Source organism: Luteimonas sp. 22616, from assembly GCF_052044325.1.
Lineage (GTDB): Bacteria > Pseudomonadota > Gammaproteobacteria > Xanthomonadales > Xanthomonadaceae > Luteimonas.
Genome location: NZ_JBQEMW010000001.1, coordinates 2,479,538 through 2,492,719 on the forward strand (window position 1 = coordinate 2,479,538; position 13,182 = coordinate 2,492,719).

Below are 13,182 nucleotides of genomic sequence, written 5' to 3' on the forward strand. Positions count from 1 at the left end.
GAGAATCCGACATGAGCGACACCCCTCCAGACCGCCTGTCCACCGACCTGCGCAGCCCGTTCCACGATGCCGCCGCGCTCGAACGCGGCATCGGCGTGCGCTTCAATGGCGAAGAGAAGACCAACGTCGAGGAATACTGCGTGAGCGAAGGCTGGGTGCGATTGCCGTTCGGCAAGGCCCTGGACCGCCGCGGCAACCCGATGACGGTCAAGGTCAAGGGCACGGTGGAGCCCTGGTTCAAGGACACCGCGCCGCCTACGACTTGAGCTTCCAGCCGGTGCGGAAGATCCACCACACCGCGAGCAGGCACAGCGCGAGGAAGCCGAGGATCGCCACCACGCTGATCGCCACGTTGACGTCGGACACGCCGTAGAAACTCCAGCGGAAGCCGCTGATCAGGTACACGACCGGGTTGAACAGGGTGATCTTCTGCCACACCGGCGGCAGCATGCTGATCGAATAGAACGCGCCGCCGAGGAACGTCAGCGGCGTGACCACCATCAGCGGGATCACCTGCAGTTTCTGGAAGTCGTCGGCCCACAGTCCGATGATGAAACCGAACAGGCTGAAGCTCACCGCGGTGAGTACCAGGAAGGCGACCATCCACAGCGGATGCGCGATCTCGTACGGCACGAACACGCGCGCGGTGACCAGGATCAGCAGGCCCAGGATCACGGACTTCGTGGTCGCCGCGCCGACGTAGCCGATGATCACCTCGATGAACGACACCGGCGCCGACAGCAGTTCGTAGATCGTGCCCGACCACTTGGGCATGTAGATGCCGAACGAGGCGTTGGAAATGCTCTCGTTGAGCAGCGACAGCATGATCAGGCCGGGGATGATGAAGGCGCCGTAGCCCACGCCGTCGATGTCGCCCATGCGCGAGCCGATCGCGGCACCGAACACCACGAAATACAGCGACGTCGACAGCACCGGCGACGCGATCGACTGGGTGATGGTGCGGAAGGTGCGCGCCATCTCGAAGCGGTAGATGGCGCGGATGGCGGGCCAGTTCATGCTCATTGCTGGCTCCCCTGCTTGTCTCCTTCCCCTTCAAGGGAAAGGCGGGGATGGGGATGGGTTTCGATGGGGCTCGGGGGAAACCCATCCCCACCCAACCCTCCCCTTGAAGGGGAGGGCTTCAGTGCCGAGGCGTCGGCGCGGTTGCCGTGCACCAGGCTGACGAAGATCTCCTCCAGCGAACTCTCGCTCGAATGCAGGTCCTTGAAGTCGATGCCATGTGCGGCCAGCTTGCGCAGCAAGTCGGCGATGCCGGTTTCCTCGGTCTGGGTATCGAAGGTGTAGACCAGCGACTGGCGGTCCTCGGACAGCTCGAGCGGCAGCCCCGACAGTTCGGCGGGAATGCCTTCCAGCGGCGCCTGCAGATTGAGCGTCAGCTGCTTCTTGCCGAGCTTGCGCATCAGCACGTCCTTGTCCTCGACCACCACCAGCTCGCCCTTGTTGATCACGCCGATGCGGTCGGCCATGTCTTCGGCCTCCTCGATGTAGTGCGTGGTCAGTATCACGGTGACGCCGCGCTCGCGCAGGCCGCGCACCATCTGCCACATGTCGTGGCGCAGCTCGACGTCGACGCCGGCGGTGGGTTCGTCGAGGAACAGGATCGAAGGCTCGTGCGACAGCGCCTTGGCGATCAGCACGCGCCGCTTCATGCCGCCGGACAGCGCGAGGATCTTGCTGTCGCGCTTGTCCCATAGCGACAGGTCGCGCAGGAGCTTCTCCAGGTAGGCGTCGTCGCGCGGCTTGCCGAACAGGCCGCGCGAAAAGCGCACCGTCGCCCAGACGCTCTCGAACGCGTCGGTCGACAGCTCCTGCGGCACCAGTCCGATCTTCGCCCGCGCGGCGCGATAGTCGCGGACGATGTCGTGGCCGTCCGCCAGCACCCGCCCGCTGCTCGGGTTGACGATCCCGCAGACGATGCTGATCAGCGTGGTCTTGCCGGCGCCGTTGGGCCCGAGCAGGGCGAAGATCTCGCCGCGGCGGATCTCGAGGTCGATCGACTTGAGCGCCTGGAAACCCGAGGCGTAGGTCTTGCCGAGGCGCTCGATCGAGATGATGGGCTGCATGCGGGAACCGGCAGGCGGGAGGAGACGAATCGTACCGGAGTGCACGCGTAGCCACTGTCCCGCATGCGGGAAGATCCGGTCCATCCCGCGCGGCCGGCGCCGGGCCGCCATAATGCGTCCTCCCTACCCCCGGAGCACGGCATGCAGTTCCTGGCCCTGGTCTATATCGACAACGAACTCGTCGAAGCCCTGCCCGAAGGCGAGCCTGACGCGATGATGCGCACCTGCCTCGGCCATGCCGACGAGTTGAAAGCCGACGGCAAGCTGCTCGGTTTCCAGCAACTTGAAGACGCATCCACGGCGAAGTCGGTGCGCATCCGCAACGGCCGCACCAGCGTCGTCGATGGCCCCTTCGCCGAGACCAAGGAAATCCTCGGCGGCTTCAACCTGATCGAGGCCGAGAGCATGGACGAAGCCGTGCGCATCGCCTCGCAGTTCCCGTGGGCACGCGTGGGCTGCCTGGAAGTGCGCGCCGTGCGCGACGTGGATGCAGTGCGGCGCCGCGTCGGCGCCTGAAGGCCGGCGCAAACCCGGCGGCGCGAACGCGCCGAGCCATCCACGAACCGCTGGGCCGCGGAGACCGTGGATCGGGGCTACACCCCCGACAGCTCTCCATCCCCGGCGCATCGTATGAACCCTGCCTGGGTCACGCATGCCTCGGCACGCCGTGATGACGCACGCCGCGTCCGGCGCCGCGCCTGGTTCCAGCATGTGCGGCAGCGCGCCAGCCTCAGCGTCGACGTCGTCCGCCGCCCTCGACACCTTCCCGAACAGCCGCACGTCGATCGCCGCGTCGTAGCGCGTCGAGTCCGGGAATGGCGGCCGTGCCGATTTCAATCCTGAACGCGAGATACGCAGCCTGACCGCTGCCCGGCGCCGGCTCGCCCGCATCACGTGCCCTTTCCACGCCGGCCCCTAGTCTCGTCGCAGCCGCTTTCGTCATGCCTCTCCCACCAGCCAAGGCCAGGAGGAATCCATGAAGACACGACACGTTTTCGTGACCGGTTCAGTCGCGCAGGCCACCGCCGCGATCGCCGCCGCCCGGCGCGCCGGCATCGGCGAGCACGACATCTCGCTGATCGCCGACTCGGCGATCGAGATGGAGGAAGTGCCCGCCGACCTGCGCAACGCCGAGAACGACTTCATGCCGGCCGCGGCGCGCGGGGCAATGGCGGGCGGTTCGCTCGGCCTGATCGGTGGCCTGGTGGGCGTGGTGGTGCCGCCGATCGGCCTGACCATCGCCGGTGTCGCCATCACCACGCTGATCGGCGCGGCGGTCGGCAGCTGGGTCACGGCGCTGATCGGTTCGATGGTCCCCGACGAGGTGCACCGGCGCTTCGAATCGGAGATCCGCGCCGGGCGCATCCTGCTTGTCGTCGACGAAACGCCCGAGGCGATGGCCGCGGCCGAAGCTGCGCTGCGCGAGGCCGGCGCCGAACAGTTGCCCTACGAGGCGACCAGCGCGCTGCATCGCTGACGCAAGCGTGCGTTTCCGCGAACGGCGCGATGCGCCGCGAGGCGCTTTCCGCCCGCCGTCCAAAAGACCGCGCGGCAGGCACATGACCTGCCGCGCGTCGAATCGCGAAGGCGCGCGCCCCGCGATGCGTCCGTCCTTGCCTCAGTCCTTTTCCTTGCCCATCACCGCACCGGTGGCGGGATCGATCTTCAGTTCCACGTCCTTGCCGGCCGGATCGTCGGCCTCGGCATTCCAGATGCCATCCTCGTAATCGACGTCGTGGACGTTGGTATAGCCGGCGGTCGCGAGCTTGGCGCGCACATCGGCCTCGGTCAGGTTGGCGACCAGTTCGTCGGGGCGGATCGTCCCGGTCTTGGCGTCGATGCGCACGTCGACCCGGTTGCCATCGGCGCTGCGGGCGTCGGCCTTCCACACGCCGTCTTCGAACTTGACGTCATTGACTTTGGTATAGCCCTGCGTTTCGAGCTTCGCGCGGACCTGGGCTTCGGTCATGCCGTCCTGCGCCAGCGCAAAACCGGTGGCGCACACCAGCGCGATGCCAAGTAGGGATGCATGCTTCATGTCGTTGGCTCCTGTGGGGGATTGCAGTCTTGGCGGTGCCACAGAAACCGCAGGTGAAGCGACGCGGCCCCGGTCAGGTGGCGTTTCGTGTCGTGGACGCGGCATGAACGCGAATGCGAGCCGTGGGAGTTTCCCGACCCGCGATTGGCGCTGATCCCGACCCCGCGCCGCGCCGCGGACCGACTGCGCGCGGGCCATCCCTTGCCTAGTCTTGTGTCCGCGCCATCGACAGCGCGCCCCATGCCCCGCATCTCCAAGGACGGACACCATGCGCCTGACCTGCCTCCTGCTGTTCGTGCTGCCGTGGCTGGCACCATCGCCGGTGCCGGCGGCGCAGCTCACGCCTCCCGCACTGATGCTGGCGACCCGTTACGAAGCGGGAATCGAGGTCGGCGACTACTTCGTCAGCGAGAAGCTCGACGGCGTACGAGGGCGCTGGGATGGCCATGCGCTGTGGACCCGCGGCGGCCAGCGGGTGCACGCCCCGGCGTGGTTCACGAAAGACTGGCCGGCGGAAGCCATGGACGGCGAGCTGTGGATCGGCCGCGGGCGCTTCGAGGAAACCAGCGGCATCGTGCGCGCCGCGCGCGCGGATGACCGTGACTGGCGGCGGATGCACTTCATGGTCTTCGACCTGCCGAATGATCCGGGCCGGTTCGAATCCCGCGTCGCGCACATGCGCCGCCTGCTCGATGCGACGAACATCGCCTGGCTGCGGCCGGTGCGGCAATCGCGCGGCCACGACGTCGCCATGCTCGACGCGCGCCTGGCGGCGGTGGTCGCCAACGGCGGCGAAGGCCTGATGCTGCACCATCGCAACGCGCTCTATCGCGCCGGCCGCAGCGACGACCTGCTCAAGTACAAGCCCTACGACGATGCCGAGGCGCGCGTGGTCGCGCACACGCCCGGCAAGGGCAAGTACCGCGGCATGCTCGGTGCGCTCGTGGTCGAGCGCCCGGATGGCCTGCGTTTCCGCATCGGCTCAGGGTTCAGCGACGCCCAGCGCGCCGCGCCGCCGCCGGTCGGCAGCTTCGTCACCTACCGCTACAACGGCGTATCGGCCCGCGGCGTGCCGCGCTTCGCGCGTTTCCTGCACGTGCGCCACGAGATGCCGCCGCCGGATCCGCGGTGAGGCGCGCGTCAATCCTGATGCTTCGTCTGGTGCCTAGTCCTGCGTGATCGGATAGACGGCACGGATCGGGCATCCGGTGCGTCCCATCACCTGCCTGCCCCGGATCCCGGCCATGAAGCCGGCTGCCGCGCCTGGCGCGCCGTCGGGCGCCAGCTCGATCCGATCCCCGGGATTGCCGCAGATCGCGCCGATCCCGAAACCCGAACGCAGCACGATGCCGGGCGACGAGGTCAATGCCGGGCATGAATGCACCAGCTCGACCCGGTAATAGCGGTTGCCGCCGGAATGGCGCGGCGATACCTCGACGATCAGGCCGTCGCCATCCTCCGCCCAGCCGCGCAGGTGGCGGGCGCTGAAACAGGCGTTCGGCGAACCGACGAAGCCATGGCGCCGCTCGCCGCGGACGGTCACGGTGTCCAGCGTGCGCACGCCCTCGGGGTCGTATCGGCTTTGCCGCACCAGCGCGGCGTAGCGCCTGGCGTCGATGGACTCGACCGTGGCAACCGGGCATGCCTGCGTACCGCGACGGATGTGCGCGCTGCCGTCGCTGCAGACCCAGCCGGCCGGAGCCAGCACCTGCGCGCCGCCGTCGTGGCCGGGCGCCTGCGGGCAGTCCGCGGCAAGAGCGAGTTCGAAGCGCCCTCCATCGTCGAGGGCAATGGCGAGCGTGCGCAGCCCTGCCTGGAACGCCTCCTGCACGCGGCGCGCATCCATGCAGTGCGGATGCGGCGCCCCCCGCGCGCCCACCGCGCCTGCCAGCAGCAGCAATGCCGGCACCCACATCAGCGACATCCTGCGCATGCTTGTCCCCCGTTGCGGGTCCATGGCGGGCCCTGCGGATGGCCATTGTCGCAGCCCGCTCGAGATTGGGATGCACGAGGCTGGAAACTCGACGCCGCCGCCTGCGGCGACAGCGCATTCATGCGGCGTTGCAGCGCGCTGCCGGGAATTCCACGAAGGTACGCTGGCGTACTTCGCGCCTGCGCGCCGGATACGCGATCATGGCGCCATCCCCCGCTTTCGATGTCCATGACGATCGCACGCTATCGCTTCGGACACCACGTCCTCGACCTGCCCAAGCACGAGCTGCTGCGCGACGGTGTTGCCGTTGCCCTGCCCGCACGCGTGTTCGAATGCCTGTGTTGCCTGATCGAGCACCGCGACCGCGCGGTCAGCCGCGACGAACTGGTGCAGGCGGTGTTCGGCCGACTCAACGTGTCCGATGCGCAACTGGCGCAGGTGGTGCTGCGCAGCCGGCGCGCGATCGGCGACGACGGCCAGGAACAGCATTCGATCCGGACGGTGCCGCGCTTCGGCTTCCGCTGGCTGCCGCCGGTCACGATCGAAACCGATGGGGCGCAGACCGACGAACCCGAAAGCGAAACTGAAACCGACGGACATCCGGCGTCCTTGTCGCCCGCCACGCACGCCGAGGCCGCCACGCAACCGCCGGCGCAAGCGTTGCCGGCGGCGATCGACCGACACACCGCATCCGCAGCGCCAACCGTCTTGCCGGCGGCATCGGCCGTCGCCATCGCGCCGCGCCGCCTCTCTCGCCGGACGTGGTGGATCGCCGCGGCCTGCGCCTGCCTGGCACTCGTGGCGGCCTGGTGGCTGCCGCGAGAGGCCGGCGATGCGCACGCGCCCGTCGCAGCGGCCGGCGACGCGACCGCGCCGCGGGCGATCATGGTGCTGCCCACCGAACTGCGCGAACCCGGCGACGCCAGCTGGGCGCGCCTGGGCCTGATGGATTTCATCGGCGACCGCCTGCTGCGCAGCGGCCTGCCGGTGCTGCCCAGCGAAACCACGCTCGGCCTGCTGCACCAGCAGTCCGACGACGATCCGCGGCAGCTTCTCCGCGCAACGCGCGCGCGGTGGATCGTCGACAGCCGCGCTTCCCGCGCCGGCGACGGCTGGGACGTGCGGCTGCAGGCCAGCGACGAAGCCGGGGTCCACCACAACGCCGAGGCGCACGATGCCGACCTGCTGCAGGCTGCGCGCCAGGCCGCCGGGCGGCTCGCCGCGACACTGGGCGGCCACGCGATTGCCGGCGAAAGCGAGGATCCCCCGGCGCTGGCCGAGCGCCTGCAACGCGCGCGCGCAGCGATGCTGGCCAACCAGATCGAGACCGCGCGCGAGATCCTGCTCGCCGCGCCGGAGCTGCAGCGCGCGCAGCCGCGCCTGCGCTACCAGCTGGCGCGCGTGGATTTCCGCGCCGGACAGTACGAACGCGGGCTGGCCACGCTCGACGCGCTGCTGGCGGGCGACGACGCGCGCGACGACCCACGCTTCCGCGTGCAGCTGCTCAACGCGCGCGGCGCGATGCTGATCCGGCTCGACCGCCCGGACGAGGCCCGGCGCAGCTACGACGAGGCCATCGCGGCGGTCGGCGACCGCGCGCAGCCGACCGAACTGGGCGTGGCCCTGAGCGGGCGCGCGGTGGCGCACGCGCTGCGGCAGCGATTCGACCGCGCGCTGGCCGACTTCGGCCAGGCGCGCATGCAACTGGCCAGCGCCGGCGACACCCTGGCCGTGGCGCGGGTGGACGCCAACCTCGGCGTGCTCGAAGTCGAGCGCGGACACCCGGCGCAGGCGCTGCCGTACCTCGACCGCGCCGCGCGCGATTTCGAGGCGATGGGTGCAATCAATGAACTCTCCACCTTCCGCAACATGCGCGTGATCGCGCTGTTGCAGCTGCTGCGGCGCGACGAGGCGATGGCCGAAAGCGAGCGGGCCTGGGCCCTGCTGCCGAAGCTGCGCGCCCCCTCCCAGCGCGCGGACCTGGTCCTCACCCGCGTGCGCGCGCTGATCGAGGTCGGGCGCCTGCGCGAGGCCGATCGGCTGCTGGCGATGCCCGAGGCCGGGCAGTCGCAGCCCGGCGAGCAGGGCCGCCGTGAACTGCTCCAGGTCGAACTGGCCCTGGGCAGCAATACCCCGGCGCGGGCGGCGGCGCTGGCCGACGTGGCCTTGCGCACCTGGCCGGTGCAGGGCGATCCCCGTCGCCGCGCCTGGCTGCGGCTGCGCCGCGAGCAGGCCGCGCTGGCCGCGGACCTGCCGGTGTCGGCGGCCGCCGACGTCGCGCTCGGCGACACCCTGCCCGACCTGCTGGTCCGCGCCGTCGCCCGCCGGGCCCGCGGCGACGTGGCCGCGGCCGACGCCGGCTACCGCGCGGCGCTGGCGCTGGCCGAACAGCGCGGGATCCCGGCCGAGATCGCCACGGTGGTGGTCGCCCACGCCGGCTGGCTGCTCGAACGCGGCCGCAGCGACGAGGCCAGCGCGCTGGTCGGTCGCGCGGCGCCCTGGGCCGGGCAGGACTTCGACCTCGCCGCGCTGCAGGCGCGGCTGCTGCACAGCCTCGGCCAGGGCCCGCAGGCACAGGCTGCGCAGGCGCGTGCAACAGAGCTGGCCGGCGAGCGCGAACCGCCCGCCGAGCCCGAAACCGCGACCCAGTTCGCACCCGCATCGTAGCCACCGCGCCGATCCTTGCCGTGCGGACCGGAGCACGATGCCGGCGGATGCGACCGCGGTCATGCGTTCGTCAAGCGATCGTCACTGCATTGGAATGACCGCAGGCACGCCCCCGCCCAAGTTCCGGAAGCTGCGTGACCGCCTTCGCTGCGGCCGCGCCGCCGGGAGCCCGCTCCCGAACCCGCGCCGCCCTGCCCCCGCAGGGAGGCGCGTCGTCCCTTCCGACCCCGCGACGCCCGTCGTCCCGGCATGACCCCTGCTTCCAAGGAGCACGCACCATGGCTATCAAGCTGCTCGCCAGCGCCCTCGCCGCCGCCCTCGTCCTGACCGCCACCCCACAGGCGCAGGCCGCCGACACGCCGCTGTCGCTGTCGCTGCTGCGCGGCGGCGCCGTGGCCGCCGACCCGGTCGTCGCCGGCGACCGCGTCTACATCCCCACCGGGCGCGTGATCGCGACCTGGGACTACAGCGACCCCGCTGCGCCGCTGCGCGTGGCCACCAGCGGGCCCGCCGATGCCGCGATCAACGGCCTGGCCCTTCATGGCAACCAGCTCTACGCCAGCTGGCGCGGCTACGACGGCAGCAGCGGCGTGGCCGTCTATTCGCTGGCCGACCCCGCCCAGCCGGAGCTGGTGGGGCAGACCGAGGACTACGTCGCCGCCGACAACAAGTTCCTGCTCGGCCTGGCCATCGCCAACGACCACCTGTACCTGTTCGACAACAACCACGGCGTGTTCGTGTCCGACCTGGCCGACCCGGCCGCGCCGCAGTTCGCCGCCACCGGCATCACCGGCGTGCCGACGCAGTACTCCCGCATCATCGCCAGCGGCAGCACAATCTACGGCACCGGCCGCAACTGGCTCGGCGGCACGGTGCTCGACATCTACGACGCCAGCAATCCGGAGCTGCCCACCCAGGTCGCCGGCAACGGCGTCGACGGCCTCGACAACTTCAGCCTCGCGCCGGAACCCGGCTTCGTGCTGGGCACCGGCAACCAGCTCACCCTGTATGACCTCAATGCCAGCGGCCAGTTGAGCAAGCGGGGCTGGCTCGACATCCCGCCGGCGATCACCGGCGTGCGCGTGGGCGACTACGCCTACAGCTTCGGCTGGGGCCAGGGCCTGGACGCGTGGAACATCGCCGACATCGACGCGCCTGTCGAAGCCGGGCACTTCGACATCGACGCCTTCGCCGGGCGCCGCGTGGTGCGCAGCGGCAACCTGCTGCTGATCCCGACCGATACCGACCTGCTGCAGGCGGTCGACGTGTCGACGCCGCAGACGCCGACACGCGTGTCCACCTCGTGGCTGCCGGTCGGCATCGCCGCACGCGACATCGCCATGCACGGCGGCAGCGCGGTGCTGGTGCAGCCCAACTACGGGCTGACCGTCAACGATCCACAGACGCTGGCGCCGACGGCGCGCTTCGAAGTCGACCTGCCGAAGAAGCTCGAGAGCCGCAGCTTCGAGGCGATCGCGATGTCCGGCGACATCGCCTGGCTGGCGTCGTGGGGCTACGGCCTGGTCGGCGTGGACCTGTCGGATCCGGCCGCGCCGGTGGAAGCCGGGCGCATGGCATTCCCGTTCGCCGCCGTGCTCGACGTCGCCGGCCAGTACGCCTACGTCGCCAAGTGGACCAACGGCGGTCTGTTCGGCGTCGCCGACATCTCCAACCCGGCCGCGCCGACGCTGGTCTGGCAGGGCGGGCTGTCGAACCAGCCCTACGCCCTCAAGGTCGACGGCAGCCACGCGTACATGGCCGAGAGCAACGAGTCCAACACCACCGCCGACGGCGGCCTGCGGGTGTTCGACCTCGCCGATCCCGCAGCCCCGGTGGAGGTCTCGCACCTCAACGCCGATTGCGGCAACGGCTACGACCTGGCGATCGACAGCGCCGTCTCGCTGCTCTACCTGGCCTGCGGCACCGGCGTGCAGGTGATCGACATCGCCGATCCCGCCGCGCCCGCGGTGGTCGGCCGCTTCAATGCCGAAGACAACGGCCAGTACACCCGCGTGGCCCTGCATGGCGACCGCGCCTGGTTCGCCGACAACGCAGGCGTGCACGAGCTCGACATCACCGACCCCACTCAACCCACGCAGGTGAAGCTGACGCCACTCGGGCACCAGGGCGCGCAGCGCCTGTACGCGACCGATGACGACCGCCTGTTCGCGCTCGGCGGCAACACCGGCGTGCACGTGTTCACCGCCGGCGAAGCGCCCGAGGCCACGCCGCTGGAAAACAAGGTCCCGGTGACCGCGCTGTCCGGCGCTGCGGGCGAGGAACTGCTGTTCGCGATCGAAGTGCCGGCAGGCGCGAGGATGCTCAACATCCTGTCCTACGGCGGCAGCGGCGACATCACCCTGCTGGCCAAGCGCAACGGCGTGCCGACCGAAGGCGACGCCGACGGCCGCTCCAGCCGTCCCGGCAACAGCGAGACCATCCGCATCACCAACCCGGCCCCGGGCACGTACTACATCAAGGTGGTCGGGGTGAAGGCGTTCAGCAGGTTGACGCTGCAGGCGCGGTACTGAGTTGGCGATGTCCTCCCCCGCGCCACGGGGGAGGACGCACCACCGGCGCATCCGGCACAACCGTCGCTGCTACCATCGGCCGCAGCCGAACGGGCTGTCTCCACGGGTACGCCATGACACGCTTTGCCGCCTCGCTGCTGTCCCTCTCGATCACGCTGGCGCTGTCGCCGGCCCTCGCCGCGCCTCCGGCGGACGCACCGACGTTCGATCCGCAGCGCATGTCGGACATGGTCAAGACGCTGTCCTCCGACGCGTTCGAGGGCCGCGGCCCGGCCACCGCCGGCGAGAAGAAGACCATCGACTATGTGACTGCGCAGATGCAGGCCGCCGGGCTGCAGCCGGGTGGCGACCTGGTGGACGGCAACCGCGGCTGGACCCAGGCCGTGCCGCTGCTGCGCGCGCAGATCAGCGGCGAGCCGGAACTCTCCGTCGACATCGACGGCAAGCCGCAGGCGCTGTCGCAGGGCGAGCAGGTCGCGATCCGCGCGGCGATGGACGGCTCGACGTCGGTGGAGATCAAGGACGCGCCGATCGTCTTCGTCGGCTACGGCGTCACCGCGCCGGAACGCGACTGGGACGACTTCAAGGGCGTCGACCTGAAGGGCAAGATCGCGCTGGTACTGGTCAACGACCCGGACTTTGAAACCGGCGACGGCGATTTCGGCGGCAAGGCGATGACCTACTACGGCCGCTGGACCTACAAGTACGAGGAAGCCGCGCGCCAGGGCGCGACCGGCATGCTGGTGATCCACGAAACCGAGCCGGCGTCCTACGGCTGGGCGACGGTGAAGAACTCCAACACCAACACCATGTTCGACGTCGTGCGCGAAAAGCCGTCGGACACGCACCCGCAGATGGAAGGCTGGATCCAGCGCGACTTCGCGGTCCAGCTGTTCAAGGACGCCGGCCTCGACTTCGAGGCGCTGAAGAAGCAGGCGCAGTCGCGCGACTTCAAGCCGGTGGAACTCAAGGGCGAGACGTTCTCGGCGAAGTACGCGGTGGATTCGCAGGTCATCACTTCGTACAACATCGTCGGCCGCATCGAGGGCAGCGAACGCCCCGACGAGACCGTGGTCTACAGCGCGCACTGGGACCACCTGGGCATGGGCGAGCCCGACGCGAAGGGCGACCGCATCTACAACGGCGCGGTCGACAACGCCACCGGTACCGTGGCGCTGATCGAGATGGGCCGCGCGTTCGCGAATGCCGCGGAGAAGCCGAAGCGCTCGCTGGTGTTCCTCAACGTCACCGCGGAGGAAAAGGGCCTGCTCGGCTCCGAGTACTACGCATCGAAGCCGCTGTACCCGCTCGGCAAGACGGTCGCGGTGCTCAACATGGACGCGCTCGATCCGCACGGCCCGGCGCGCGACTTCTCCACCTCCGGCAGCGCGAAGCAGGACCTGCTCGACCAGCTGGTCGAGACCGCGAAGCAGTGGGACCTGCGCTACGCCACCGACTCCAAGCCCGAGGCCGGCTACTTCTTCCGCTCCGACCACTTCCCGTTCGCCAAGCGCGGCGTGCCGGCGGTGTCGTTCGGTTCCGGCGAGGATATGGTCGATGGGGGCGTCGCCGCGGGCCGCGCCATCTCCGCGGAATACACCGCCAACCGCTACCACCAGCCCGCGGACGAGTGGGAAGCGAGCTGGGCGTTCACCGGCATGGCCCGCGACCTGCAGCTGCTCCATGCCGTGGGCAGCGACCTGGCCAACTCCGACCGCTGGCCGAACTGGAGCCAGGACTCCGAGTTCCGTGCCGCCCGCGACGCCACCGCGGCCGAGCGCAAGTAACACGGCCGTCGCGCGACACCGGCTTCAGTCCGCGGGTGGGGTTCGTGGGTAGGCTGCTCCGCATGTGGAAGCGAATTTTGTGGGAGCGGCTTCAACCGCGAGCTCTTTGCTTCGGCCCCTCCCCCTGCGAAGGCAGGGGGAG

10 protein-coding genes and 1 pseudogene are annotated in these 13,182 nt (G+C 70.0%); 7 read left to right on the forward strand and 4 right to left on the reverse strand.

The genetic code is table 11. The annotated features are described in order from the left end of the window. The first annotated feature begins 11 nt into the window (after positions 1 to 11). A complete protein-coding gene (locus ACTJIL_RS11405) occupies positions 12 to 266 on the forward strand; it encodes a DUF3297 family protein (protein ID WP_440755620.1) in 255 nt (84 codons plus the stop codon). Here the strand turns inward: ACTJIL_RS11405 and ACTJIL_RS11410 are convergent. Together ACTJIL_RS11410 and ACTJIL_RS11415 are read right to left on the reverse strand one after the other, a co-directional pair. Next, positions 256 to 1,017 carry an ABC transporter permease gene (locus ACTJIL_RS11410; RefSeq protein WP_440755621.1) on the reverse strand — a complete coding sequence of 254 codons (762 nt, stop codon included), beginning with the start codon at positions 1,015 to 1,017 and terminating at the stop codon, positions 256 to 258. The genes ACTJIL_RS11405 and ACTJIL_RS11410 overlap by 11 nt on opposite strands. 143 nt (positions 1,018 to 1,160) lie before the next feature. Then, a pseudogene (locus tag ACTJIL_RS11415) lies at positions 1,161 to 2,084 on the reverse strand (ABC transporter ATP-binding protein); the annotation flags it as partial. Between the two features lie 141 nt (positions 2,085 to 2,225). Here ACTJIL_RS11415 and ACTJIL_RS11420 point away from each other — a divergent pair. Together ACTJIL_RS11420 and ACTJIL_RS11425 are read left to right on the forward strand one after the other, a co-directional pair. Further along, positions 2,226 to 2,600, forward strand: a complete 375-nt coding sequence (locus ACTJIL_RS11420) for a YciI family protein (RefSeq protein WP_440755622.1) — start codon at positions 2,226 to 2,228, stop codon at positions 2,598 to 2,600. A gap of 460 nt (positions 2,601 to 3,060) precedes the next feature. Further along, the gene (locus ACTJIL_RS11425) at positions 3,061 to 3,561 is read left to right on the forward strand and encodes a hypothetical protein (protein ID WP_440755623.1); all 501 of its coding nucleotides are present in this window, start codon (positions 3,061 to 3,063) and stop codon (positions 3,559 to 3,561) included. Positions 3,562 to 3,702: 141 nt separating this feature from the next. Here ACTJIL_RS11425 and ACTJIL_RS11430 read toward each other — a convergent pair whose 3' ends face one another. Next, the gene (locus ACTJIL_RS11430; protein WP_440755624.1) at positions 3,703 to 4,122 is read right to left on the reverse strand and encodes a PepSY domain-containing protein; all 420 of its coding nucleotides are present in this window, start codon (positions 4,120 to 4,122) and stop codon (positions 3,703 to 3,705) included. Positions 4,123 to 4,390: 268 nt separating this feature from the next. Here ACTJIL_RS11430 and ACTJIL_RS11435 point away from each other — a divergent pair, with 268 nt between their 5' ends. Then, positions 4,391 to 5,254 (forward strand): DNA ligase, encoded by an 864-nt coding sequence (locus tag ACTJIL_RS11435; protein ID WP_440755625.1) that lies wholly within the window; start codon positions 4,391 to 4,393, stop codon positions 5,252 to 5,254. Between the two features lie 33 nt (positions 5,255 to 5,287). Here the strand turns inward: ACTJIL_RS11435 and ACTJIL_RS11440 are convergent, their stop codons facing one another. Further along, a complete protein-coding gene (locus ACTJIL_RS11440) occupies positions 5,288 to 6,055 on the reverse strand; it encodes a hypothetical protein (RefSeq protein WP_440755626.1) in 768 nt (255 codons plus the stop codon). A 228-nt stretch (positions 6,056 to 6,283) separates the two neighbouring features. Here ACTJIL_RS11440 and ACTJIL_RS11445 point away from each other — a divergent pair, with 228 nt between their 5' ends. The 3 genes from ACTJIL_RS11445 (at position 6,284) to ACTJIL_RS11455 (ending at position 13,040) form a co-directional block, all read left to right on the forward strand. Then, a complete protein-coding gene (locus tag ACTJIL_RS11445) occupies positions 6,284 to 8,722 on the forward strand; it encodes a winged helix-turn-helix domain-containing protein (RefSeq protein WP_440755627.1) in 2,439 nt (812 codons plus the stop codon). A 278-nt stretch (positions 8,723 to 9,000) separates the two neighbouring features. Beyond that, complete coding sequence (locus tag ACTJIL_RS11450) at positions 9,001 to 11,253, forward strand: pre-peptidase C-terminal domain-containing protein (protein ID WP_440755628.1); 2,253 nt, start codon at positions 9,001 to 9,003, stop codon at positions 11,251 to 11,253. Between the two features lie 113 nt (positions 11,254 to 11,366). Continuing rightward, entirely contained in the window at positions 11,367 to 13,040 is a 1,674-nt protein-coding gene (locus ACTJIL_RS11455) for a M28 family metallopeptidase (RefSeq protein WP_440755629.1), read from the forward strand. The last annotated feature ends 142 nt before the right edge of the window (positions 13,041 to 13,182 follow it).

What these genes read in the sequence shown, in the direction of transcription:
- ACTJIL_RS11455 (WP_440755629.1), top strand. Translation starts at nt 11,367, where the DNA reads ATGACACGCTTTGCCGCCTCGCTGCTGTCCCTCTCGATCACGCTGGCG.
- ACTJIL_RS11435 (WP_440755625.1), top strand. Translation starts at nt 4,391, where the DNA reads ATGCGCCTGACCTGCCTCCTGCTGTTCGTGCTGCCGTGGCTGGCACCA.
- ACTJIL_RS11445 (WP_440755627.1), top strand. Translation starts at nt 6,284, where the DNA reads ATGACGATCGCACGCTATCGCTTCGGACACCACGTCCTCGACCTGCCC.
- ACTJIL_RS11420 (WP_440755622.1), top strand. Translation starts at nt 2,226, where the DNA reads ATGCAGTTCCTGGCCCTGGTCTATATCGACAACGAACTCGTCGAAGCC.
- ACTJIL_RS11450 (WP_440755628.1), top strand. Translation starts at nt 9,001, where the DNA reads ATGGCTATCAAGCTGCTCGCCAGCGCCCTCGCCGCCGCCCTCGTCCTG.
- ACTJIL_RS11405 (WP_440755620.1), top strand. Translation starts at nt 12, where the DNA reads ATGAGCGACACCCCTCCAGACCGCCTGTCCACCGACCTGCGCAGCCCG.
- ACTJIL_RS11430 (WP_440755624.1), bottom strand. Translation starts at nt 4,122, where the DNA reads ATGAAGCATGCATCCCTACTTGGCATCGCGCTGGTGTGCGCCACCGGT.
- ACTJIL_RS11440 (WP_440755626.1), bottom strand. Translation starts at nt 6,055, where the DNA reads ATGCGCAGGATGTCGCTGATGTGGGTGCCGGCATTGCTGCTGCTGGCA.
- ACTJIL_RS11410 (WP_440755621.1), bottom strand. Translation starts at nt 1,017, where the DNA reads ATGAACTGGCCCGCCATCCGCGCCATCTACCGCTTCGAGATGGCGCGC.
- ACTJIL_RS11425 (WP_440755623.1), top strand. Translation starts at nt 3,061, where the DNA reads ATGAAGACACGACACGTTTTCGTGACCGGTTCAGTCGCGCAGGCCACC.